The organism is Pseudomonas sp. SDT291_1_S447, from assembly GCF_054070155.1.
This window is the reverse complement of the sequence record NZ_JBSVXS010000013.1, coordinates 1-24,250: the sequence shown is the minus strand read 5'-3', so window position 1 is coordinate 24,250 and position 24,250 is coordinate 1. Positions and strand designations below refer to the sequence as shown.

The window sequence follows — 24,250 nt, the reverse complement described above, 5'->3', positions numbered from 1 at the left end:
TTCTCAATCAACCTTGGACAGACCAGTCAGCCACTCGCGGCCCTTGAGCATGCCGTTCCAGTAGAACCACGGCAGCAAGGTTGCCTTTAGAAACCATGCCGAACGCCGCGCCACGGTCGGGTCCATAGGAAAGGTCGGCAGCAACTTCCCGGCATAACCGAATTCGGCGAGGATCACCTTGCCCTTCTCCACCGTCAGCGGGCAGGAACCATAACCGTCGTACTTCAGCGGCAGTGGGTGTTGCTTGCGCAGGGCGAGCAGGTTTTCCGCGACCACCACCACTTGCTTGCGCACCGCTGCGGCGGTTTTCGCGTTGCTGGTGCCGCAGATATCGCCGAGTGCAAACACCTCGGGATAACGCGGATGCTGCAGGCTGTGCGGATTGACTTCGCACCAGCCGGCGGCATCGGAGAGAGGACTTTGGGCGATGAAGTCCGGCGAGATCTGCGGCGGCACGACGTGGAGCAGATCGAATGTTTTCGCCACACGGGTGACGTTGCCGTCAGCGTCCTTGATTTCGAACCACGCGGTTTTCGCCGGGCCGTCGACCTTGACCAGATTTGAATTGAACGCCAACTGCGCGTTGTACTTTTCGATGTACTTCATCAACGGCGGGACGAACGTCGCCACGCCAAACAGTGCAGCGCCGGCCAGATTGAATTCGACCTTGATGTTGTTCAGCACGGCGGTTTTGAGCCAGTGATCGCAGGACAGATACAACGCCTTTTGCGGTGCGCCGGCGCATTTGATCGGCATCGCCGGTTGGGTGAACAGTGCTTTGCCGCCGCGCAGTTTCTGCACCTGATCCCAGGTGTATTGCGCGTGCTGGTAGCTGTAGTTGGAGGTGACACCGTGCTGGCCGAGGCTTTCCTGCAGGCCTTCGATTTTGTCCCAGGCCAGACGCAGGCCGGGGCAGACAATCAGGTTCTGATAGCTGACGGTACGTTGATCGTTGAGGGTGAGTTGGCGTTTGTCCGGGTCGATCGCGGTGACTGCCGCTTGCAGCCAGTTCGCTTGCTTTGGCATGACCTTGTTCATCGGCCGTGCGGTGTCTTTGACGTCGTAGGCACCACCGCCGACCAGCGTCCACGCCGGTTGATAGTAATGCTGGGCGCTGGGTTCGATCACGGTAACTTTCAGAGCCGGATCACGTTTGAGCAGACTGGCGACAAAACCGATACCGGCCGTACCGCCGCCGATGACCACGATGTCTGCACTGATGGATGGGCCCCAGTGTTGATCGTTCATTGCTTGTTCCTTTTACTGCACGCAAGGATTTCTCAGCCTTCACACAAATCCATTGTAGGAGTGAGCCTGCTCGCGATAGCGGTGGGTCAGCCATATCTTTATTGACTGATACACCGCTATCGCGAGCAGGCGAAGGCCTACAGGGGTTGTGTGTTGGCTGGCATTTATTGATGGCCGAGACTTTTCAGCACGGCGCCGCAATACAACCCGGAGAGGGTTTTCATTACCTGAATGACTTCCGGACTGGCGAGCCCATAAAAAATGTACTTGCCTTCACGACGGGTCGCGACCATCCCTTCATCGCGCAGGATGCCCAATTGCTGGGACAGCGTCGGCTGGCGCACGCCGGTCATCTTTTCCAGTTCGCCGACGTTGCGCTCACCCTGAGTCAGTTGACAGAGGATCAACAGGCGATCCTCATTGGCCATGGCCTTGAGCAACGCGCAGGCCTTGGAGGCCGAGGCGCGCAGTTGGGCGACTTCACATTCGGTCAGACTGGATTGCATTTGCACGATGCCTTCAAGGTCACTTAAGCTGCGAACATTATGTTTTTAGATAAAGTGTTGCAACCCATTTCCCTTGTTCAGGTTGGTGTCCATGCCCGCGCAGATTGAATCGTTCCTCGACCCCGCCTCTTCGACCTACAGCTATGTGGTCTATGAAGCCGACGGCGGGCAATGCGCAATCGTCGATCCAGTGCTCGATTACGACGGTGCTGCCGGGCGCACCTGCACCGTGCAGGCCGACAAAATCATCGCCTTCGTTCGCGCGCACAGCCTGCAGGTACAGTGGCTGCTGGAAACCCACGCCCACGCCGATCACCTGTCTGCCGCGCCGTATCTGCGCCGGGAACTGGGCGGGAAAATCGCTATCGGTGAATCGATCAGCAAAGTGCAGAACGTGTTCAAGGCGCTGTTCAATCTGGAGCCGGAGTTCTGCGTCGACGGCTCGCAGTTCGATCACCTGTTTGCACCTAACGAATCATTCCGCATCGGCAATCTCAAGGCTACGGCCCTGCACGTCCCCGGCCACACCCCGGCGGACATGGCTTATTTGATCGATGGCGAGCAGATTCTGGTGGGCGATACGCTGTTCATGCCGGACGTCGGCACCGCGCGTTGCGACTTTCCCGGCGGCAACGCCCATCAGTTGTTTGCTTCGATCCACAAACTGCTGGCCTTCCCCGCCAGCGTGAAACTCTACGTTTGCCACGACTATCCGCCCGAGGGTCGCGCCTCGCAGTGTCAGAGCACGGTCGGCGAGCAGCGCAAAAACAATATTCATGTGCATGACGGGATCGATGAAGCGGCGTTCGTCGAGATGCGTACAAAACGTGATGCCGGGCTGGGCATGCCGACGCTGTTGCTGCCGGCGATTCAGGTGAATGTGCGGGCGGGGAATTTGCCACCGGCGGAGGAAAACGGCGTGGTTTACCTGAAGATTCCGCTCAATTCCCTATAGGAAAAAACCGCTCGGGACGTCGCCGGATTATTTTTCCTACAAACGCTGGCGATAGTGATGAACTGGTGAAAATCCTCTCAGCGATCAGACTCCATTGGGCAAACATTCAATGGAGTTTTCGCAATATGGATATTCGTCGCAATCACCGTGATATGACCGCGCAGCAGAAATCCGCATTCATCGATGCCATCCTGAGGCTGAAGAACAACGTCGACAGCGTACTGCGCCCCGGACAGCAAAGCCGCTACGATGATTTTGTGCAGATCCACAAAAACTCGATGGGCCGGGGCAATCCGCTGACGCCCAACCCGCATCGAAGCCCGCTGTTCTATCCGTGGCACCGGATTCTGATCCGCCAGTTCGAACTGGCCCTGCAGTCCGCCGCCAATGACCCGACCATCACCCTGCCCTACTGGAACTGGCAACTGACCGGCGCCGACAACCCCTTCACCTCGGACTTCATGGGTTCAAACGGTGACAACCTGCAAGACCAGCGCGTCACCGGCGGCCCGTTTTCCAGAGAGCAATCACAGTTCGAAGTGAGAGTCTGGGACGAGGGCATCGGCAACACCGGCATTCGTCGAGATCTCGGGGCAAACGGCGCACTGCCCACCGCAGAGACCGTCATATCGACGCTCAACAGGACGCCATACTGGATAGAAGCAAGCGGCTGGGAAAACATCTCGGAAACCGAACTGCACAATCCGGTACATGCGTGGATAGGCGGCAGCATGGCGCAAGCCGCCTCACCCAATGATCCGATCTTCTTCCTGCACCACTGCTACCTCGACTTGTTGTGGGAGCGCTGGAAACATCAGCACCCTGGCACACCCGGTTTTACCAATGAGGCCGGCTCGGCAGACATGAACGAAACCGTGCTGATCTTTCATCCGGCCAATGAACTGGCGCCCTGGGCGCAAACCTTTACCATCCAGCAAACCCTCTTCACCGCCGAGCTCGATTACCGCTATGACTACATCTGACCCTCAACTGCCCAGCGTCAAACCGTTAGCGGGTAACGGCAGCGCGGTCTTGTAGCGCACCTGCTTCAGCGCAAAGCTTGACCGGATATTCGCCACACCCGGCACTTTGGTGAGGAAGTCCATCATGAAGCGTTCCAGCGACTGAATGGTCGGCACCAGGACCCGGATGAGGTAATCCGGGTCTCCGGCCATCAGATAGCACTCCATCACTTCGGGACGATCGGAAATGGCTTCCTCGAAATGCTGCAGCGCTTCCTCGACCTGTTTCTCCAGGCTGACATGGATGAACACGTTCACGTGCAGCCCCAGCAGGTCGGCATCCAGCAGCGTCACCTGTTCGCGAATCAGGCCTAATTCTTCCATCGCTTTGACCCGGTTGAAGCACGGCGTCGGCGACAGGTTCACCGAGCGCGCGAGGTCGGCGTTGGTGATGCGCGCATTCTCCTGAAGGCTGTTGAGAATGCCGATGTCGGTACGGTCCAGTTTGCGCATGAGACAAAACCACCTGTTTTTTATGTTTATGCAGAATTTCTATCTGCAAATCGTCTCCAGCGCAACGAAACAGAGATAAATATTCTTCTTGCCCGGGCCTATGATTGTTGTAGGACAAGATTTCTTCTACCGAAGAATGACTGCCAGCTCACTACAAGAAATTCACAAGATCGAGCGTAGAAGCCATGACCCAAGCGTATGAACCGCTGCGTCTGCACGTCCCTGAACCCTCGGGCCGTCCAGGCTGCAAAACCGATTTTTCCTACCTGCATCTGACCGATGCCGGTACGGTGCGCAAACCTCCCGTCGATGTAGAACCTGCCGACACCGCCGACCTGGCGCGTGGGCTGATTCGTGTGCTAGACGATCAGGGCAACGCCCTCGGCCCATGGGCTGAAAACGTGCCGGTAGAGATCCTGCGTAAAGGCATGCGCGCCATGCTCAAGACGCGGATCTACGACAACCGCATGGTGGTCGCCCAGCGTCAGAAAAAAATGTCGTTCTACATGCAGAGCCTTGGCGAAGAAGCCATCGGCAGTGCTCAGGCCCTGGCCTTGAACATCGACGATATGTGCTTTCCGACCTACCGTCAGCAAAGCATTCTGATGGCCCGCGAAGTGCCACTGGTCGACCTGATCTGCCAACTGCTGTCCAACGAGCGCGATCCGCTCAAGGGCCGGCAGTTGCCGATCATGTACTCGGTCAAGGAAGCGGGTTTCTTCACCATCTCCGGCAACCTCGCCACCCAGTTCATTCAGGCGGTCGGCTGGGGCATGGCTTCAGCAATCAAGGGCGACACCAAAATCGCCTCGGCGTGGATCGGTGACGGTGCCACCGCCGAATCAGACTTCCACACCGCCCTCACCTTCGCCCACGTTTATCGTGCGCCGGTGATCCTCAACGTGGTGAATAACCAATGGGCGATTTCGACCTTCCAGGCCATCGCCGGTGGTGAAGCCACCACCTTCGCCGGACGCGGCGTCGGTTGCGGCATCGCTTCGCTGCGCGTCGATGGCAACGACTTCTACGCGGTGTATGCGGCATCTGCCTGGGCCGCCGAACGCGCGCGCCGCAACCTCGGCCCGACCATGATCGAATGGGTCACCTACCGCGCGGGCCCGCACTCGACCTCCGACGATCCGTCGAAATATCGCCCGGCCGATGACTGGAGCCACTTCCCGCTCGGCGATCCGATCGCCCGCCTCAAGCAGCACCTGATCAAGGTCGGCCACTGGTCGGAGGAAGAACACACCGCCGTCAGCGCCGAGCTCGAAGCCGAGGTGATTGCCGCGCAGAAACAGGCCGAACAGTACGGCACCCTCGCCGGCGGCCAGATTCCTAGCGCCGCGACCATGTTCGAAGACGTCTACAAAGAGATGCCGGAGCACTTGAAGCGCCAGCGTCAGCAGTTGGGGATCTGACATGAACGATCACAACAACAATATTCAGTTGGAAACCGCCATGACCACGACCACCATGACCATGATCCAGGCCCTGCGCTCGGCAATGGATGTGATGCTTGAGCGTGATGACAATGTCGTCGTGTTCGGTCAGGACGTCGGCTACTTCGGCGGCGTATTCCGTTGCACCGAAGGCCTGCAGACCAAATACGGCACCTCACGGGTGTTCGACGCACCGATCTCGGAAAGTGGCATCGTCGGTGTGGCCGTCGGCATGGGCGCCTACGGTCTGCGTCCGGTCGCCGAGATTCAATTCGCCGACTACGTCTACCCCGCTTCCGACCAGATCATTTCCGAAGCGGCGCGCCTGCGTTATCGCTCGGCTGGCGAGTTCACCGCACCAATGACCCTGCGCATGCCTTGCGGCGGCGGCATCTACGGCGGTCAGACCCACAGCCAAAGTATCGAGGCGATGTTCACTCAGGTCTGCGGCTTGCGCACCGTGATGCCGTCCAACCCGTATGACGCCAAAGGCCTGCTGATCGCCTCCATCGAAAACGATGACCCGGTGATCTTCCTTGAGCCGAAACGCCTGTACAACGGCCCGTTCGACGGCCACCACGACCGCCCGGTGACGCCGTGGTCGAAACACCCGCAAGCCCAGGTTCCGGACGGTTACTACACCGTGCCGCTGGATGTTGCCGCGATCACCCGTCCGGGCAAGGATGTGACCGTGCTGACTTACGGCACCACCGTTTACGTGTCGCAAGTCGCTGCCGAAGAATCCGGCGTCGATGCCGAAGTCATCGACCTGCGCAGCCTGTGGCCGCTGGACCTGGAAACCATCGTCAAGTCGGTGAAGAAAACCGGCCGCTGCGTGGTGGTACACGAAGCCACCCGCACCTGCGGTTTCGGCGCCGAGCTGGTGTCGCTGGTGCAAGAGCATTGCTTCCATCACCTGGAAGCGCCGATCGAACGCGTCACCGGTTGGGACACCCCCTACCCGCACGCGCAGGAGTGGGCGTATTTCCCAGGGCCGTCCCGAGTGGGCGCGGCGTTGAAACGGGTCATGGAGGTCTGAATGGGCACGCACGTTATCAAGATGCCGGACATCGGCGAAGGCATCGCAGAAGTAGAGCTGTCGCAGTGGCACGTCAAGGTTGGCGATCTGGTCGTTGAAGATCAGGTGCTGGCGGACGTGATGACCGACAAGGCGATGGTCGATATTCCCTCGCCGGTACACGGCAAGGTGATTGCCCTCGGGGGTCAGCCGGGTGAAGTAATGGCGGTTGGCAGTGTGCTGATCAGCATTGAGGTTGAAGGTGCCGGTAACTTGAAAGAGTCCGCCGCACCTGCGCCTGTTAAAGAAGCACCGGTTGCGCCGAAAGTTGAGGCCGTTGTTCAGAGCAAACCTGCTCCAGCCGCCCCGCGTCCGGCGGCTGCTTGCCAAGGCCCGATGGTTGCTCGCGAAGCGGACGAACGCCCGCTCGCCTCGCCGGCCGTGCGCAAACATGCGCTGGATCTGGGGATTCAATTGCGTCTGGTGCGCGGTTCCGGCCCGGCCGGTCGTGTGCTGCACGAAGACCTTGAAGCCTATCTGGCGCAAGGTCAGTCCAACGCTTCAGCACCAGTCGCCGCCGCTTACGCCCAGCGTAACGACGAAGAACAGATCCAAGTGATCGGCATGCGCCGCAAGATCGCCCAGCGCATGCAGGACGCTACACAGCGTGCCGCACACTTCAGCTATGTCGAAGAAATTGATGTCACCGCAATTGAAGAACTGCGCGCGCATCTGAATGAAAAACATGGCGCCAGTCGTGGCAAGTTGACCTTGCTGCCGTTCCTCGTCCGCGCGCTGGTCGTTGCCCTGCGCGACTTCCCGCAGATGAACGCACGTTACGATGACGAAGCCCAGGTCATCACTCGCCTCGGCGCGGTGCATGTCGGCGTCGCCACGCAAAGCGATGTCGGCCTGATGGTGCCGGTGGTGCGTCACGCCGAGGCGCGCAGCCTGTGGGACAGCGCCGCCGAGATTTCGCGTTTGGCCAACGCCGCGCGTAATGGCAAAGCCAGCCGCGATGAATTGTCCGGCTCGACCATCACCCTGACCAGCCTCGGTGCGCTGGGCGGCATCGTCAGCACCCCGGTGTTGAACCTGCCGGAAGTGGCGATCGTCGGCGTCAACAAAATCGTCGAACGGCCAATGGTCGTCAAAGGCCAGGTGGTGATCCGCAAGATGATGAACCTCTCCAGTTCCTTCGATCACCGCGTGGTTGACGGCATGGACGCGGCGCTCTTCATCCAGGCCATTCGTGGCTTGATCGAACAACCTGCCACTTTGTTTGTGGAGTAAGGCGCGCATGCAATCTCTGAACACTACGCTGCTGATCATCGGCGGCGGCCCCGGCGGTTATGTCACGGCGATCCGCGCCGGGCAACTGGGCATCCCGACGATTCTGGTCGAAGGCCAATCGTTGGGCGGCACCTGCCTGAACATCGGCTGCATTCCTTCGAAAGCGCTGATTCATGTGGCTGAGCAGTTTCACCAGACGCAACATCACAGCCAGCATTCGGCGCTGGGCATCAGCGTTTCCGCGCCGAGCCTCGACATCACTAAAAGCGTCGAGTGGAAGGACGGCATTGTTGATCGCCTGACCACCGGCGTCGCTGCCTTGCTGAAAAAGAACAAGGTTCAGGTCATCAATGGCTGGGCCAAAGTCATCGACGGTAAAACCGTCGATGTCGGCGACACGCGCATCCAGTGCGAGCACTTGGTGCTGGCCACCGGTTCGACCAGCGTCAATCTGCCGATCCTGCCGATTGGCGGGCCGATCATCTCCTCCACCGAAGCGCTGGCGCCGAAATCCGTGCCGAAACGTCTGGTGGTGGTTGGCGGTGGTTACATTGGTCTGGAACTGGGCATTGCTTACCGCAAGCTCGGTGCCGAGGTCAGTGTGGTCGAGGCGCAGGATCGCATCCTGCCGGCCTACGACGCCGAACTGACGCAACCGGTGCATGACGCGCTGAAGCAGCTGGGCGTGAAGCTGTACCTCAAACACAGCGTGCTGGGATTCGACGGTACTTTGCAGGTGCGCGATCCGGAGGGCGAAACCCTGAATCTGGAAACGGATCAGGTGCTGGTCGCCGTTGGTCGCAAACCGAATACCCAGGGCTGGAACCTTGAAGCACTGAATCTGGACATGAACGGTTCGGCAATCAAGATCGACAGCCGCTGCCAGACCAGCATGCGTAACGTCTACGCCATCGGCGATCTGAGCGGCGAGCCGATGCTGGCCCACCGCGCCATGGCCCAAGGCGAGATGGTTGCCGAGTTGATCAGCGGCAAAACCCGCGAGTTCAACCCGACAGCGATTGCCGCCGTGTGCTTCACCGACCCGGAACTGGTGGTAGTCGGCAAGACCCCGGACGAGGCCAAGGCTGCCGGGTTGGACTGCATCGTTTCCAGTTTCCCGTTCGCCGCCAATGGCCGGGCGATGACGCTGGAGTCGAAAAGCGGCTTCGTACGCGTGGTCGCTCGTCGGGATAATCATGTGATTGTTGGCTGGCAAGCGGTGGGCGTCGGGGTTTCCGAATTGTCGACAGCGTTTGCGCAAAGCCTGGAAATGGGCGCGCGGCTGGAAGACATCGGCGGCACCATTCACGCGCATCCGACATTGGGTGAAGCGGTGCAGGAAGCGGCGTTGCGTGCTTTGGGGCATGCGTTGCACCTGTAGGCCCCTTCGCGAGCAAGCTCGCTCCCACATTTGGAATGCATTCCCCTGTGGGAGCGAGCTTGCTCGCGAATTCCTGAGGGCAACACGATTTATCTGTGTGTCATCCGATAGTCCGGGCTGCGAAACCGCTCAAGAATGAAGTATTGTTGTGCCCATCCAAAAAACGTCAGAAGCCTTGAACCGTTTCGACGGTTGTTCAGTGATAGAGGGTGTCATGGGTAACGAAAGCATCAATTGGGACAAGCTGGGTTTTGATTACATCAAGACCGACAAACGCTATCTGTCGTACTTTCGCGATGGCGAGTGGGACAAGGGCACCCTGACCGAAGATAACGTGCTGCACATCAGCGAAGGCTCGACGGCCCTTCACTATGGCCAGCAGTGCTTCGAAGGCATGAAGGCCTATCGTTGCAAGGACGGCTCGATCAACCTGTTCCGCCCGGACCAGAACGCCCTGCGCATGCAGCGCAGCTGCGCGCGTCTGCTGATGCCGACGGTCGACACCGAGCAGTTCATCGAAGCCTGTAAAGCCGTGGTTCGCGCCAACGAGCGCTTCATCCCGCCATACGGCACTGGCGGCGCGCTGTACCTGCGCCCGTTCGTGATCGGCGTGGGTGACAACATCGGCGTGCGCACTGCACCCGAGTTCATCTTCTCGATTTTCTGCATTCCGGTCGGTGCTTACTTCAAGGGCGGCCTGACCCCGCACAACTTCCAGATCTCCAGCTACGACCGCGCTGCCCCACAAGGCACCGGCGCAGCCAAGGTCGGTGGCAACTACGCCGCCAGCCTGATGCCGGGCTCGAAAGCGAAGAAAGCCAACTTCGCCGACGCGATCTACCTGGACCCGATGACCCACACCAAGATCGAAGAAGTCGGTTCGGCCAACTTCTTCGGGATCACCCACGACAACAAGTTCATCACCCCGAACTCGCCGTCCGTTCTGCCAGGCATCACCCGCCTGTCGCTGATCGAACTGGCGAAATCGCGTCTGGGCCTGGAAGTGGTTGAAGGCGACGTGCTGATCGACAAGCTGTCGGACTTCAAGGAAGCCGGCGCTTGCGGTACGGCTGCAGTGATCACGCCGATCGGTGGTATCAGCTACAACGACCATCTGCATGTGTTCCACAGCGAGACCGAAGTCGGCCCTGTGACCCAGAAGCTCTACAAAGAGCTGACTGGCGTGCAGACCGGCGACATCGAAGCGCCAGCGGGTTGGATCGTCAAGGTTTGATTTGACGGGTGTTGATGTAGAAAAGCCCTCCACCGAGTGATTGGTGGGGGGCTTTTTTTGTGGCGTTTGGCGCAGTATTTGTGGCGTGCTTGAGATTTTTTCCCCCTCACCCCAGCCCTCTCCCCCAGGGGGGCGAGGGGGAAAGGGGGCCGATCTTTGTGGTATTCGAAATGTGAGTTCAACGCGAGCTTTCAGGTCGATGGAGGGCGGGAGAACACCTCGGTAGGCTCCCTCTCCCTCCGGGAGAGGGCTGGGGTGAGGGTAGGCTTTTAGCTCTTCAAGGCAATCCGTTTACCTGCACGATCAGCAATCCCACTCGCCTGCCCATTCTGCTGCTTACCCATTCGCGCCTGCGTAATCAACCCGGGAATCAACTCCCCCTCCGGCAGATTCTTCCAGAACCGTGCCGGCAAATGCCCTTGCATGACCTTCTCGTTCAACCGCGCTGGATTAAAGATGTGGCTGTAATACGTCAGCCACAGATCACCATGAGGATCGTCGACATTCTGCGCCAACTGCTGCCATTCCTGCGGGCATTGACGCTGATGAATCAGTTGCTCGCCATCGTAATAAACCCCATCGCGCGGCGTGGCGATCAACCAGCGGTGGCGGCCCATGCGCCCGATGAAGTGCTCGCTGGCGCTGTGCAGAATGTCGTGGGCCGGCTCATGCCACGCCACGTACTGCGGACCCACGCTGGATGACGGGCGTTCGATGAAGCGCACAAATGCATGCAGATGATGGGCTTCGCGATTGACTTGTTTGATCCGTCGCTGCAGTTCGCTGCCGAGTTTGTCCCCGGCCATCATCGCCGTGCGGTCGCCATGGCTGACGCGCCACAACACTTCATACAACAGGCTCCAGCGTTGATCTCCGCGATAGCGTGAGGCTTGTTCCAGGGTGTCGATCAGCGCACGTGGGATTCTCGCCATAAATGGCCCCTGCCCTTCAGGCACCGGATCATCACTTGCAAACAGATCACCCACACCCTCCGAGGCCCAGCTCACCAGACTCGGGTCGACTTCATGGCTCAGCAGCCAGCGCGCCTGTTGGCGCCAGGTGTCGAACAGGTCGTCGCAATCAAGATTGATCATCCCCACAGCCCCATCTGCTGCGGCATTGGCCGGTCGCGCAGTTGCTGATAGAGCAAATGGCTGGTGACCTCGGCCTGCTGCGGGTGATAGTCGCTGGTGATGATGAACGGCTTGGCCTTGGCCAGCACGCAGCGCATGCGCGCGACGTCTTCGTAACGAATGCGCCGCTGTCGACGTAGCTCGACCAGACGTTCGGTGGTGCGCAAACCAATCCCGGGAATACGCGCGATCAACGACGCTTCAGCGCGGTTCAGATCCAGCGGGAACACTTCGCGATTCTGCAACGCCCAGGCCAGTTTCGGGTCGATGTCCAGCGCCAGATTGCCCGGGCCCTTGAGCAATTCATCGGCGCTGTAGCCGTAGCTACGCAAGAGAAAATCGGCCTGATACAAACGGTGTTCGCGCATCAGCGGCGGCGCGGCCAGCGGTACGCTTTTCGGGCTGTCGGGGATCGGGCTGAAGGCCGAATAGTAGACCCGACGCAAACGGAAATTGCCGTACAAGGCCTGGGCGCTGTGGAGGATGGTGCTGTCGTCGGTGTCGTCGGCGCCGACAATCAGTTGCGTGCTCTGCCCGGCGGGGGCGAACTTCGCCGAGCGCGGCTCGTTTAACACAGTCTGCACGCCGGTGTAGATGGTGTTCATCGCCTGCTTGATCGACTTGATGTCCTTCTCCGGCGCCAGCACTTGCAGGCTGGCATCGGTAGGCAGTTCGATGTTGACGCTCAGGCGATCCGCATAGCGCCCTGCTTCTTCGATCAATGCCGGATCGGCTTCGGGAATGGTCTTGAGATGGATGTACCCGCGAAACTCATGCTCTTCGCGCAGCAGCTTCGCCACCCGCACCAGTTGCTCCATGGTGTAGTCGGCCGAGCGGATGATCCCCGAACTGAGAAACAGCCCGCTGACGCAGTTACGCCGGTAGAAATCCATGGTCAGCGCTACGACTTCTTCGGGGGTGAAACGGGCACGCGGAACATCACTGGAACGGCGGTTGACGCAGTACTGGCAATCGTAAAGGCAGAAGTTGGTCAGCAGAATCTTCAGCAATGACACGCAGCGCCCGTCCGGCGTGTAGCTGTGGCAAATGCCCATGCCATCGGTCGAACCCAAGCCGCTCTTGCCTTCGGAACTGCGCTTGGGCGCGCCGCTGCTCGCGCAGGAGGCGTCGTACTTGGCGGCGTCGGCGAGGATGCTCAGCTTGTCGATGATTTGCATGGCGCGGGCCCTTTACTGTTTGCATATACAGTATAGAGTCGTCTGCGGTGATACAAGGTGGCAGATGCGCCCCTCGTCGGTCAGAAGCTGAAAATCAAAAGATCGCAGCCTTCGGCAGCGCCTACAGGAGTCGCGTACACCCAATAAATCTCAGCCCTACCCAATCCATGTAGGAGCTGCCGCAGGCTGCGATCTTTTGATCTGCCCGTCTACCGGCCACTCAACGCCAAACCGCGCGCTGATCTCCTTGCGCCCCAGCGCCGTCACCGCCAACGCCCGACTGTCCAGATCCTGTGTCACCCACTTGCGCTTCAACGCGGTCTGCAACAACGCCGCGCCCAGTGAACCACCGAGATGCGGCCGGCGCATGCTCCAGTCCAGGCACGGGCAGGCAAACTTGCGACGCAGGGTCGTCAAGTCCTGCGCTTCAATGCCCAAACCAAGAAACAACGCCTCGCCGGTGTCACTCAAGCGATACGCCTGCTCGTCGGTTGCCACCAACCAACCGCCCTCGATCAAACGGTCATGCAGCAACACCGCCAGCGTCCCAGCCATGTGGTCATAGCAGGTGCGGGCGAATTGCAGGCGATCCGGAGTGTGCGCCTTGAACGTCGGCGCCGCATTCTGGCCAATCACCATCAACGCTTCCAGCGCCTGCGCCACCCGCTGATCGGCGAGGCTGTAATAGCGATGACGGCCCTGCACATGCAGGCGCACCAGGGCCAGATCCTTGAGTTTCGCCAAGTGCACACTGGCGGTGGAGGCGCTGACTTCGGCGATCGTCGCCAACTCGGTGCTGGTGCGCGCGTGGCCGTCCATCAGCGAACAGAGGATTTTCGTCCGCGCCGGCTCGGCGATGGCGGCGGCCACCTGCGATACGCCGATGTCTTGATGTTCTGCGTGCATAGTTCGCTCCCGGACGAATCATCGTCGTTGCGCAGTGGAGATAGTAGCAACACTTTCCCCGCCGACAAGGATGCACACCATGAACCCGATCAGCGCCGCAACGCATGCCGATCCTTATCCCTACTACGCCGAACTGCGCGCAGCAGGTGGACTGACGTTTCATCCGGATCTGAAACTTTGGGTCGCCAGCAGCGCCCGTGCGGTGTGTGCGGTGCTGGCCCACGCCGATTGCCGCGTGCGTCCGGCGCAGGAGCCGGTGCCCAAAGCGATTGCAAAAGGCATGGCCGGCAAAGTCTTTGGCCAACTGATGCGCATGAATGACGGCGAACGCCAGCGCTGCCCGCGCTCTGCGATTGAGCCGGAGTTGGCCGCGCTCGACCTTGAGGCCGTCAACAGACTGGTTGCCACGCGGCTGATCACAGCGGACGCCGACGGTGTGTACAAGGCAATGTTTCGTGGCCCGGTGTGCGTGGTCGCGGCGCTTTTGGGATTCACGCCGGCGCAGGCCCGGGCAGTCAGTGAACTGACGGCGGAATTCGTCGCCTGCCTGTCGCCGTTGAGCAATGACCTGCAATTGGCCGCAGCGGACGCGGCGGCCGAACACCTGCGCGGTTACTTTATCGAGCTGCTCGCCGAACCCGCCAGCGACTTCCTCAGCGCGATCCAACAGCGCTTCGCCGGCGATGAAGACACCCTGATCGCCAACCTGATCGGCCTCTGTTCGCAGACGTTCGAAGCCTGCGCCGGGCTGATCGGCAATACCCTGTTGGCGTTACGTCGTCAGCCGGAATTGCGCGGCGAATCCATCGATGCCCTGCTCAGCGAAGTCCAGCGCTTCGACCCGCCCGTGCAGAACACCCGGCGCTTTGTCGCCGCACCCTGCGAGATTGCCGGTGTGCGAGTCGCGACGGGCGATGTGATTCTGGTGCTGCTGGCTTCGGCCAATCGTGATCCGGCGCTCAACGAACGACCGGAGGAATTTGTGCCGCAGCGCGCCGACCGCCGCAGTTTCAGTTTCGGCAGTGGTCGGCACGAGTGTCCTGGGCAAGGGTTGGCGATGAGTATTGCCGGAGCTACGGTGCGGGAAATACTCGCAAAGGGCATCGATCTGAATTGCCTGAACTGGCACTACAGGCCTTCGCTCAATGGGCGCATTCCATTGTTCAGCGATATGTGCGCCTGACAGTCCGTCTTCGCGAGCAGGCTCGCTCCCACAGGGTTTTGGGGTGTACACACTGTTGTGATCACCTCGAACACTGTGGGAGCGAGCTCGCTCGCGAAGGGCCCAACCAGTCACTGCAAAATATGGCTCAAGCCGCCCACTGCAAAATCAACCAGCTGTTAGCGCCACTGATCACCACAAACAACCCCCACGCCAACACCCGTGTCGGCCAGCGATTCACAAACGGCCCCATCAGTTGTTTGTCGTTAGTCATTCGAATGAGTGGATACAAGGCAAACGGCAATTGCAGACTCAACACCACCTGACTCAACACCAGCAACTTGCCAATCGCGTTATCGCCCATCAGCCACACGCCAATAAACGCCGGAATCAGCGCCAGTCCGCGAGTAATCAAGCGTCGCTGCCAGCACGGGATCCGCAGGTTCAGGTAACCCTCCATGATCACCTGGCCGGCGATGGTGCCGGTGAAGGTCGAACTCTGCCCCGACGCCAGTAGCGCGACGCCGAACAACACACTGGCCAGCGCACCGCCGACCAGCGGATCGAGCAAGTGGTAGGCATCCTGAATGTCCACCACATCGGTGTGCCCGGACTGGTGAAACGCCGCCGCAGCGAGAATCAGGATCGCCGCATTGACCAGCAACGCCAGCGCCAGCGAACCGATGGTGTCGATGCGTGCCAGTTTTACCGCGTCCTGCTTGCTGGCCAGATCCTTGCCGATCATCCGCGTCTGTACGATCGAGGTGTGCAGGTAGAGGTTATGCGGCATAACTGTCGCGCCGAGAATACCGATCGCCAGGTACAACGGCGCCGCCTCGCCAATCGCCGCCAGTGACGGTTTGAAACCTTGGGCGACGTCGGGCCAGTACGGTTTGATCAGCAACAGTTCAACGAAAAAACACACACCAATGGTCGCGACCAATACCAGCATGATCGCTTCCAGACGGCGGAAACCGCGATTCTGCAGCGCCAGCACCAACAAGGTGTCGAACGCCGTCAGGGCGATACCGAAGGTCAGCGAACAGCCGAGCAGTAAGTGAAAGGCCAGCGCACAACCAAGCACTTCAGCCAGATCGGTGGCGATGATCGAGATTTCCGCCAGCACCCACTGCAGGCGCGCAGTCGGTGTGCTGTAGCGTTCACGGGACAGCTGCGCCAGATCGCGCCCGGTGGCGATGCCCAGTCGCGAGCACAAGCACTGCACGACCATGCCCGCCAGACTCGCCAGCAACACCACAAACAACAGGCTGTAACCGAAGCGTGAACCGGCCTCGATGGCGGTGGCCCAGTTGCCCGGATCCATGTAGCCGATCGACACCAGCAACCCGGGGCCGGCGAAACGCAGCACGCGTTTGAAGAACGAGGCGTTAGGGTCAACCGCAACACTGCCAGCCACTTCCGGCGGGCAAAACGGCGCGGTGGCGATTTTGGGCAAGCTGAATTTCACGCACACATCCAGAAACAAGTCGAAAGACGCAGCTTAGAGGTTTCCGCCGGAGCCTTGAAGTGCAAAAGAATCTATCGACTCACCCCCAACAACTGCTCGCGCAACTCGGGATTGCGCGTCCGTGGATCGAGCCAGATATCGAAAAACGCCCGGGCAAACAGCGGATCATCGATCTCATGCTGCAACTGCTGACCGACAAAAAACCGCGCGCCCTGCCCCGGCAGATAGACACCGGTAATGCGCGTGCCGGCTTGCACATCGACGAACGATTGCTGCATCTGTACCTGCCAACCGGCCAACTGCGCCGGACTGACGCGGGTACCGGCCAGGCGTTTGATTTCATCGACGCTGGCCTTGACCAGATCGTCGCGGGAAATGTTACGGCGGTAAATCAACTCCAGCGCAAACGGCTGACCGTCGACCAGGGGCCGCGCGGCACTCCACAGGCGCGCGTTGTAGACATCGAAACCAAATACGCTGAAATCGCCGGTGCCGATGATCTGCGCGCCGGGCACCGCGTCCTGCCAATTAGCCCAGGTTGGCGTCAACAACAGCGCCCACAAACCGATGCCGCAGCATCCACGCAACACCTTCGGTGTTCTATTCATCGCGGCATCGACTCCGGCAAGCCCTGATAATCAGAGCATAGCCGGGTATCGTCGCCGGCACTTTGTATACAAAAGCTGCGCACATAGGCAGCAATCGCCGATCGACAATGCTAACGTGGCGAACCTTCAACGGATGGAGACTCTTGCGTGCTGATCCTCAAACTGCTGCTGATTCCCGGTTTTCTGCTGCTGATTTCCCTGGCGGGCAAACGCTGGGGGCCGAGCGTGGCCGGGTGGCTGTCGGGGTTGCCAGTGGTGGTCGGGCCGATTCTGTTTTTCCTCGCCATCGAGCAGGGTCCGGCGTTTGCCGCGCAATCAGCGGTGGCGGCATTATCGGCGATGTTCGCGATGATTGCGTTCTGCATCACCTACGCGCAGGTGGCGCAACGGGCGAACTGGCCGTTAGCGCTGACGGCGTCGCTGTCGGTGTGGGCCGTCATCGCTGGGGTGTTGTCACTGATTCCGGCGTCGCTGCCGTTTTCCGTGGCGGCGGCGGCGATTGCGTTGATGGCATCGCCTTATCTGTTTCCCACAGTGCAACCGGTGCTCAGCGGCACGGCGCCGAAGTCGGACAAACTGATCTGGCGGATGATCGCCGGCGCCGCGTTGACGCTGGTGGTGACGATGCTCGCCAGCACCGTCGGCGAGCGCTGGAGCGGTTTGCTCGCGGTGTTTCCGGTGCTCGGCAGTGTGATGGCGGTGTTCTCGCAACAGACGCGCGGCCCGGCGTTTACCGCCGCACTGTTACGGGCGACGGCGACCGGCATGTATTCGTTTTCGGCGTTTTGTCTGGTCTCGGCATTGACCTTGCCAAGCATGGGCCTGAGCGGATTTGCCGTCGGTGTCGCGGTGTCGGTGGCGATGCTCGGCGTGACCAAACGCCTGTTGGCCCGTCCGCTGGCGAAAGCGCAGGCGCAATAACCACTCGGATCATTCGCGCTGGAACGCCCGCCCCCCTCCGTGGGATGATCGCCCGCCTCGCGCGACCATCCACCGGAGATTCACATGTCATTGTTGAGCAAAAAAACCGTCGTCCTGCTGGTGGCGGCCCTCGCCGGTTTCGGCGCCCTTCACGCGCAAGCGGCCAAGAAAAATGCCGGCACCGAGAAAGTCTCGATGCTCGAGGGCAAGTTCACCTTTGTGCTGCCAAAAGGTTTCGTCGCCGACCCGCTGCCGACCAGCCCGAGCGGGACCACCGGCACGATGTACACCAACGAGGCCACAAAAACCGTGGTCATTACCGCTGAAAACAAGATTCCCGAAGGCCAGCACGTCAAGGACAACGACGGGCAGTTCCTCGACGGCAGCGTGTCGAGTTTCATCGAAGACCAACGCAAGGCCCTGCCGGACTTCAACAAACTCAGCGAGAAGAGCCTGACCCAGAAAGGCACCGGCCTTGGCTTGCGTCAGGTCGACAGCACCGCGACCCAGGGCGGTGGCCAGACCCTCAACACCACGCTGATGGCCGGCTCCGGCACGAAGATGGCGCTGGTGCAGGTGATTTCCCGCGCCAGCGACAAGAAAGGTCACGATGCGCTGGTGAAAACCATCCTCAAGGATTGAGCTGCTGCAACCAGCCGTTCAAGTCGCGCAGCTCGGCCGCACTGATACTGTGGCCGATGCCGGGGTAGGCATGGAACTGTGGTTTATAACCGAGTTTCTGTAACTGAGCGTTGGCCTCGGTGCCGTTCTTATACGGCACCGGATCATCGGCGGTGCCGTGGCCGATAAAGATGTTCAGCGGCAACGGCTGCTGTTCGGCCTTGAGCTCACTCTTCAACACCGGCAACAAACGCCCGCTCAACGCGGCGATCCCACCGACCGCCACTGGCGGCCGCAGCCCGACCTCGTAGGTCATCATCGCGCCCTGGCTGAAACCGATCAGGTACACCTTGCTCGGGTTGGTGTGATATTTCTGCGCCGCTTGCGCGATAAAGTCGCGCAGTTTCTGGCCACTGACCTTCAGATCATCGGTCTCGCCGTTGTAGGCGCCTTCGCCTTTCTTGCGAAACCACTGGAAACGTCCTTCGCCGAGCGACAACGGTGCCTGCACCGACAGGTAGTTGTATTGCGCCGGCAGCTGAAATTTCATGCCGATCAGATCGGCCTCGTTACTGCCGTAGCCGTGCAGGAAAATTACCAGCGGCCGCGCTTCGGCATCGGCGTGAACCAGTTCGAGGTACTTGAGCGGCAGATCGGATTGCAGCGTGGTTTGCGCCTGCACAGCAGTGGACGCCAGCAGGGTCAAAAGAGCAAACACCTTCAACATAGAGCCTTCCTTCACGGAGTGTCGGGTTCGGGGGGAGCCTAACATCCTTAAAATCACACAAAAACTTCGTTTATCTCAGTGAAAAAATTGCTGCTGCAAGCACTCGCTCAACAATCCCACAGACAACACATTTCTAGACTATTTTTGCATTTCACACATATGCTCCTAATTTTCCGATTGCTACTGGCTTTAGCCAGTCATCGCTGGTGTCAATTTAAGGTTTATGGACGAGATAAAAAATGGCCAACACTCCGCCCTCAACTGTCCAGTCGACAGAAGTTTCCTACCAACTTCATTCACTCGGGTGGAAAGCATTTCAACAGCTTTGTTCAACGATACTAGGTGATATTTGGGGCCAGACGTTTCAGGTTTTTTCTGACACAAATGACGGGGGGCGTGATGGTGGCTTCAGTGGGACATGGAAAAACAAAGGTTGCGAAACTTTATCTGGGACCTTCGCAGTTCAATGTAAATTCACTTCCAGCACACAAACAACCTTAAAACTTAGCGACCTAAGCGACGAGCTAAAAAAAGCGAATCGTTTAGCGTCCAAAGGTCTAGCACAAAACTATTTTATCTTTTCTAACGCCAAACTGACGGGAAGCAACGATGAGAAGATAAGAGAAGCCTTTGACGCCATTCCAGGCATTAATAAATTCTTTATTTATGGCGAAGAAAAAATTACAGCTTTAATCCATGAAAGCCCTCGACTGAGAATGTTAGTTCCACGCGTTTATGGTTTGGGCGACTTGAGTAAAATTCTGGACGAGCGTGCCTACGCACAAGGGGTTGAGATCCTAAGCTCTTTAGGAGATGACTTAAGAAAGTTTGTAATTACTGATGCCTATCAGCGTAGTGCCCGTGCTATCGTCGAGCATGGTTTTGTGCTTCTACTCGGTGAACCTGCATGCGGGAAATCTACTATAGCTGCAGCACTTGCCTTAGGAGCTACTGACGAATGGAAGTGTTCAACAGTTAAAATAACTAGCGCAGAAGACTTTATAAAGCACTCGAACCCGTACGAAAAAAATCAATTTTTCTGGGTTGATGATGCTTTCGGCGCTACCCAGATAGACGATCAAAAAACCATCGCATGGAACAGCACATTCCCTCACATCCAAGCAGCGATAAACCGCGGCGCGAAGGTAATATTCACTTCACGCAGCTACATATTTCAAGCAGCAAAAAAATATCTAAAAACCTCAGCCCTTCCAATACTCAAAGAATCGCAAGTTGTTATCAATGTTGAGCGAATGTCGTCTAGCGAAAAAGAACAGATTCTATACAACCATGTAAAACTTGGCTCACAGAACTTAGATTTCAAGAAAAGGATCAAGCCACACCTTAAAGCAACAGCAGCACTTAATCTATTTACTCCAGAAATCGCACGTAGATTAGGCAATAAAGAATTCACAAAGAGTCTCATCATATCTTCCCACGGTCTAGCTGACTTTGTTGAAAGGCCAATGGAGTTTCTAAAAGAAGTGATTGAGACTCTAGACATAAATAGTCGGGCTGCTATTGCACTGATATTCATGAGAGGCGGAGCCGTTCCGAGCCCCATAACTCTCGACGAGAAAGAGGAACGTGCTATTACTTTAATGGGCGGTAGCATTGGACAGGTACGCAATTCTCTATCCACTTTAAATGGAAGTTTAATAGCGAACATAAATCAAGACGGAAGCTATGAGTGGCATTTCAAACACCCAACAATCAGGGAAGCGTTCGCCTCCATGGTTGCTGAGGATCGTGAACTTATGGATATCTATATAGCCGGCACACCGCTACCTCAACTTTTCCGAGAAATTTCTTGCGGGAACATGAATATCCAAGGTGTGAAAGTCATCATTCCCACAAATAGGTATCCAGCCCTAATTAGCCGTATGCAAAGTCTGTTAGACGACCCTGCGAGTCACGACTCTCTCAATCGTTTTCTAACTCGTCGATGCGACTCAACCTTCCTCCAAAACTTCATCATTGCATACCCACAACACCTTGAAAACCTGCACATCAGATCCTATATGTCTGTAGTTTCTGACGTAGGCTTGATTGTAAGACTTCACATTAGCAATGCCTTACCTGAAGCCATGAGAATCAAGTATATAGAGAGAATAAAGTATCTAGCAGTTTCAATACCTGACTCGGACTTTCTGAAAGATAGCATCCGCCCAATTTTTGAGAATGAAGAACTAAGCAACATATTGAAAGAGGTACAAGAAAAGCTGTTGCCAAATCTCGCCGAAATTGTTGACGAATGGCATAACGACCACAATGAGTCCGAAGACCCATCAACCCACTTCGAAACACTTAAGTCCGCGTTAAGAGACTACCAAGAAGCCTTATCAAGCTCTGAAGGCACACACGAAATAATAGAAGAAGCCTTAGACAGCATTGACATATCCATTGACGATTTACGACAAAACTATTATGCCGAACAAGAGCCAGACTATTCCTATAGAGAGTCGTATAGACTACCGACAAATGAATCTCGCTCAATTTTTGACGACATAGACAAATAAATAACTGTTGAGTTGCTCATACTTCCATATATGAGCAACTACACTGATCAGTTTCAGTCGTTGGTCAATTTCCCTGTACGAAACGCCACCCGCCCCGCCACTTTCGCCTGCCAGATCCCCGGCTCGGTATAGCGCCCGCGATCCAGCGCAAACAACACGCCACTGGTGCCGGCGCGCACGGTGGTCACGCGATCCTGCAACGGATCCACCACTTCAAACAACGCATCACCCTTCTCCACCCACTCGCCAGCATTGCGCAGAAAACTCACCACGCCATGGTGCGGCGCGAACAGGTATTCGGTGCCCTCGAACGGCAGACCTTCGCAGCACTCGCTCGGTGCCGTCGGCCATTCGCCGCTGATAAAACCCTGCTCAGCGAGGAAACCGAGAATCGCCTCACAATTTGCCTGCGCCTGATCGACCCGGGTGTCGCCCATGCTGCCCAGCTCCAGCGTGGTCGCCAGATTCGCTGCTGGAATCGCGGCATTCGGGAACGCCCGCGCCAGACGCAGCCACGGCGTCGAGCAGGATTCATCGAACGAGCTGCCGCCGGAATCTTCACACAACAGCGCCACGCCAGCCTTCAAACGTGCCGCCAGCGATTGCCACTGTGGCCAGTGCTGCGGCAGCGCGTACAAGTGAATCGCCGCATCGAAATCACAATGCAGATCGAGGGTGATGTCGGCATCGCAGGCATGGCGCAGCAACAGGCGATGCAAGGCTTCCAGTTGCGAGGCCGGTGCCGGCAGCTCATCGAACACCTGGCCCATGGTTTGGCGGATCAGTGCAACGTTGGCCTCGGCATCAGTGCCCAGACGCTCACCGATCAACGCCGCGACCGGTGCGCTAAGTTCCACGAAGGCACGGTTGAAGTTCTTGCCGCTGCCCAGTTCAAAGCGGCCCATGTGCGCACCTTGCACGTGTTGATCGAGGCCGATCGGGTTGGCCACCGGTACCAGTTCGATCACGCCCTGCAAACGGCCTTGCTGTTCCAGCGCATTGAGGCGCTGCTTGAGTTCCCACGCGGTGCGCATGCCCGGCAGTTCATCGGCGTGCAGGCTGGCCTGGATGTACACCTTGCGGGTGCCCGCGCCGTAGCGAAACACGCTGAGCGAGCGTTCGCTGCCCAAGTGGCTCCAGGGCAGAACATGGTCGATGCGTTGCATGGGTAACTCCTCACTATCTGGATCACAAAGATCCCCTGTAGGAGTGAGCCTGCTCGCGATAGCGGTTTAACATTCAACATAATCGTTGTCTGACACACCGCTATCGCGAGCAGGCTCACTCCTACAAGGGTCTCACCACAATTAGAGCGCAAAAAAAGTGGCCACCGCGCAAACGGGGCCACTTTTTTCTACGGCGTATTAATGGCCGTACACATCAAAGTCGAAGTACTTGTCCTGGACTTTCTTGTACTCGCCATTGGCGCGGATTTCGGTGATGGCTTTGTTGAATTGCTCGGCCAGCGCGGTATCGCCCTTGCGCACCGCAATGCCGGCGCCGCCGCCGAAGTACTTGGCGTCTTCGTAGGTCGGGCCAACGAATTCAAAACCTTTGCCGGCGTCGGTTTTCAGGAAACCGTCGCTGAGGTTGACCGAGTCGGCCAGCATCGCGTCGATACGCCCGGAAACCATGTCGAGGTTGGCTTCCTGTTGCGAGCCGTAACGCACCAGGTCGATACCGGCCGGCACCAGTACTTCGGTGGCGTAACGGTCGTGAGTACTGGCACGCAGCACGCCGACTTTCTTGCCTTTAAGCTCGGTCAGCGGGTCTTTGACACCGGAGCCTTCCTTCATCACGAAGCGCGCCGGGGTGTGGTAGTACTTGATAGTGAAATCGACGTTCTTTTTGCGGTCGTCGGTGATGGTCATCGACGACAAGATCGCGTCGATCTTCTTCACTTTCAGCGCCGGGATCAGGCCATCGAATTCCTGCTCGACCCAGGTGCATTTGACTTTCATCTGCGCGCACAGCGCATCGCCGATATCAACGTCGAAACCGGTGAGTTTGCCGTCAGGGGTTTTCATCGAGAATGGCGGGTAACCGGCTTCGATACCGATGCGGATCGGCTTGGCGTCTTCGGCCACAGCGGTCAGGGACAACATCGACAGTGCCAGGGCACCGAACATCACTAGCTTCTTCATTTATAACTCCTGTGTGCGGAGGCTTTTATTGGCAGCTTTCGATTCAGCGTTCGGTCATGGCCAATTGGCTACAAAAACCGAAGTGGCCGGCAGTCTATGGCGGCGCGCACAGGGTAAATTGTGTTTAAGCGACAAATACTTATGAAAAATCGGCGCACCGATTGACCGGGGTCAACGGGTGCGCCGTCGTGGTGCAGAGGCTGTAGGACAAGAGCATTTCCAGCGCAGAAAATCGCTGATTTCCCTGTAGGAGCTGCCGCAGGCTGCGATCTTTTGATCTGTTTTTTTTACCATCAAGATCAAGAGATCGC

The 24,250-nt window shown here is 58.1% G+C and carries 22 protein-coding genes; 11 read left to right on the top strand and 11 right to left on the bottom strand.

What is annotated here, in order from left to right; genetic code table 11:
- Positions 1-3 precede the first annotated feature (3 nt).
- Entirely contained in the window at positions 4-1,248 is a 1,245-nt protein-coding gene (locus ACW9IR_RS06980; RefSeq protein WP_457462362.1) for an FAD-dependent oxidoreductase, read from the bottom strand.
- Between the two features lie 164 nt (positions 1,249-1,412).
- Entirely contained in the window at positions 1,413-1,754 is a 342-nt protein-coding gene (locus ACW9IR_RS06975) for an ArsR/SmtB family transcription factor (protein WP_457462360.1), read from the bottom strand.
- A gap of 91 nt (positions 1,755-1,845) precedes the next feature.
- On the opposite strand from ACW9IR_RS06975, the gene ACW9IR_RS06970 reads away from it, so the two are divergent.
- Both ACW9IR_RS06970 and ACW9IR_RS06965 read left to right on the top strand, forming a co-directional pair.
- Positions 1,846-2,709 (top strand): MBL fold metallo-hydrolase, encoded by an 864-nt coding sequence (locus ACW9IR_RS06970; RefSeq protein WP_457462358.1) that lies wholly within the window; start codon positions 1,846-1,848, stop codon positions 2,707-2,709.
- Between the two features lie 125 nt (positions 2,710-2,834).
- Entirely contained in the window at positions 2,835-3,692 is an 858-nt protein-coding gene (locus tag ACW9IR_RS06965) for a tyrosinase family protein (protein WP_457462356.1), read from the top strand.
- A 3-nt stretch (positions 3,693-3,695) separates the two neighbouring features.
- On the opposite strand, the gene bkdR is transcribed toward ACW9IR_RS06965, so the two are convergent.
- The gene (gene bkdR / locus ACW9IR_RS06960; RefSeq protein WP_016985245.1) at positions 3,696-4,184 is read right to left on the bottom strand and encodes a Bkd operon transcriptional regulator BkdR; all 489 of its coding nucleotides are present in this window, start codon (positions 4,182-4,184) and stop codon (positions 3,696-3,698) included.
- A gap of 185 nt (positions 4,185-4,369) precedes the next feature.
- On the opposite strand from bkdR, the gene ACW9IR_RS06955 reads away from it, so the two are divergent.
- From ACW9IR_RS06955 to ACW9IR_RS06935, 5 genes are all read left to right on the top strand, one after another.
- The gene (locus ACW9IR_RS06955; RefSeq protein WP_110719448.1) at positions 4,370-5,605 is read left to right on the top strand and encodes a 3-methyl-2-oxobutanoate dehydrogenase (2-methylpropanoyl-transferring) subunit alpha; all 1,236 of its coding nucleotides are present in this window, start codon (positions 4,370-4,372) and stop codon (positions 5,603-5,605) included.
- 1 nt (position 5,606) lies between these two features.
- On the top strand, positions 5,607-6,665 hold the full coding sequence (locus ACW9IR_RS06950; protein WP_003224000.1) for an alpha-ketoacid dehydrogenase subunit beta: 1,059 nt from the start codon (positions 5,607-5,609) through the stop codon (positions 6,663-6,665).
- The gene (locus ACW9IR_RS06945; protein WP_457462352.1) at positions 6,666-7,937 is read left to right on the top strand and encodes a dihydrolipoamide acetyltransferase family protein; all 1,272 of its coding nucleotides are present in this window, start codon (positions 6,666-6,668) and stop codon (positions 7,935-7,937) included.
- A gap of 7 nt (positions 7,938-7,944) precedes the next feature.
- Entirely contained in the window at positions 7,945-9,318 is a 1,374-nt protein-coding gene (gene lpdA / locus ACW9IR_RS06940; protein ID WP_457462350.1) for a dihydrolipoyl dehydrogenase, read from the top strand.
- Positions 9,319-9,532: 214 nt separating this feature from the next.
- Positions 9,533-10,552, top strand: coding sequence for a branched-chain amino acid aminotransferase (locus tag ACW9IR_RS06935; protein WP_008086978.1), 1,020 nt, complete (start codon positions 9,533-9,535; stop codon positions 10,550-10,552).
- A 269-nt stretch (positions 10,553-10,821) separates the two neighbouring features.
- Here the strand turns inward: ACW9IR_RS06935 and ACW9IR_RS06930 are convergent, their stop codons facing one another.
- The 3 genes from ACW9IR_RS06930 to ACW9IR_RS06920 all read right to left on the bottom strand — a co-directional run bounded on the left by ACW9IR_RS06930 (position 10,822) and on the right by ACW9IR_RS06920 (position 13,769).
- Positions 10,822-11,646 carry a TIGR03915 family putative DNA repair protein gene (locus tag ACW9IR_RS06930; protein WP_102899281.1) on the bottom strand — a complete coding sequence of 275 codons (825 nt, stop codon included), beginning with the start codon at positions 11,644-11,646 and terminating at the stop codon, positions 10,822-10,824.
- Entirely contained in the window at positions 11,643-12,863 is a 1,221-nt protein-coding gene (locus ACW9IR_RS06925; RefSeq protein ID WP_007915071.1) for a putative DNA modification/repair radical SAM protein, read from the bottom strand. The genes ACW9IR_RS06930 and ACW9IR_RS06925 overlap by 4 nt, the downstream gene beginning before the upstream one ends.
- A gap of 156 nt (positions 12,864-13,019) precedes the next feature.
- Entirely contained in the window at positions 13,020-13,769 is a 750-nt protein-coding gene (locus tag ACW9IR_RS06920; RefSeq protein WP_102899282.1) for an ArsR/SmtB family transcription factor, read from the bottom strand.
- Between the two features lie 79 nt (positions 13,770-13,848).
- On the opposite strand from ACW9IR_RS06920, the gene ACW9IR_RS06915 reads away from it, so the two are divergent.
- Positions 13,849-14,952, top strand: coding sequence for a cytochrome P450 (locus ACW9IR_RS06915; protein ID WP_457462347.1), 1,104 nt, complete (start codon positions 13,849-13,851; stop codon positions 14,950-14,952).
- Between the two features lie 127 nt (positions 14,953-15,079).
- Here ACW9IR_RS06915 and ACW9IR_RS06910 read toward each other — a convergent pair whose 3' ends face one another.
- Together ACW9IR_RS06910 and ACW9IR_RS06905 are read right to left on the bottom strand one after the other, a co-directional pair.
- On the bottom strand, positions 15,080-16,399 hold the full coding sequence (locus ACW9IR_RS06910) for an Nramp family divalent metal transporter (protein WP_102899284.1): 1,320 nt from the start codon (positions 16,397-16,399) through the stop codon (positions 15,080-15,082).
- Positions 16,400-16,470: 71 nt separating this feature from the next.
- Complete coding sequence (locus ACW9IR_RS06905; protein ID WP_457462345.1) at positions 16,471-17,007, bottom strand: chalcone isomerase family protein; 537 nt, start codon at positions 17,005-17,007, stop codon at positions 16,471-16,473.
- Between the two features lie 147 nt (positions 17,008-17,154).
- Here ACW9IR_RS06905 and ACW9IR_RS06900 point away from each other — a divergent pair, with 147 nt between their 5' ends.
- Positions 17,155-17,928: a hypothetical protein gene (locus ACW9IR_RS06900; protein WP_457462343.1), complete on the top strand. Its 774-nt coding sequence runs from the start codon at positions 17,155-17,157 to the stop codon at positions 17,926-17,928.
- 84 nt (positions 17,929-18,012) lie between these two features.
- Positions 18,013-18,570, top strand: a complete 558-nt coding sequence (locus tag ACW9IR_RS06895; protein ID WP_150693983.1) for a DcrB/PsbP domain-containing protein — start codon at positions 18,013-18,015, stop codon at positions 18,568-18,570.
- On the opposite strand, the gene ACW9IR_RS06890 is transcribed toward ACW9IR_RS06895, so the two are convergent.
- A complete protein-coding gene (locus ACW9IR_RS06890; RefSeq protein ID WP_457462341.1) occupies positions 18,560-19,276 on the bottom strand; it encodes an alpha/beta hydrolase in 717 nt (238 codons plus the stop codon). The genes ACW9IR_RS06895 and ACW9IR_RS06890 overlap by 11 nt on opposite strands.
- A 239-nt stretch (positions 19,277-19,515) precedes the next feature.
- Between ACW9IR_RS06890 and ACW9IR_RS06885 the strand changes: the two genes are divergently transcribed.
- On the top strand, positions 19,516-21,795 hold the full coding sequence (locus ACW9IR_RS06885) for an nSTAND3 domain-containing NTPase (protein ID WP_457462339.1): 2,280 nt from the start codon (positions 19,516-19,518) through the stop codon (positions 21,793-21,795).
- Positions 21,796-21,848: 53 nt separating this feature from the next.
- Here ACW9IR_RS06885 and ACW9IR_RS06880 read toward each other — a convergent pair whose 3' ends face one another.
- Entirely contained in the window at positions 21,849-22,961 is a 1,113-nt protein-coding gene (locus ACW9IR_RS06880) for a succinylglutamate desuccinylase/aspartoacylase family protein (protein ID WP_457462337.1), read from the bottom strand.
- Between the two features lie 198 nt (positions 22,962-23,159).
- Complete coding sequence (locus tag ACW9IR_RS06875; protein ID WP_016775210.1) at positions 23,160-23,939, bottom strand: ABC transporter substrate-binding protein; 780 nt, start codon at positions 23,937-23,939, stop codon at positions 23,160-23,162.
- Positions 23,940-24,250 lie beyond the last annotated feature (311 nt).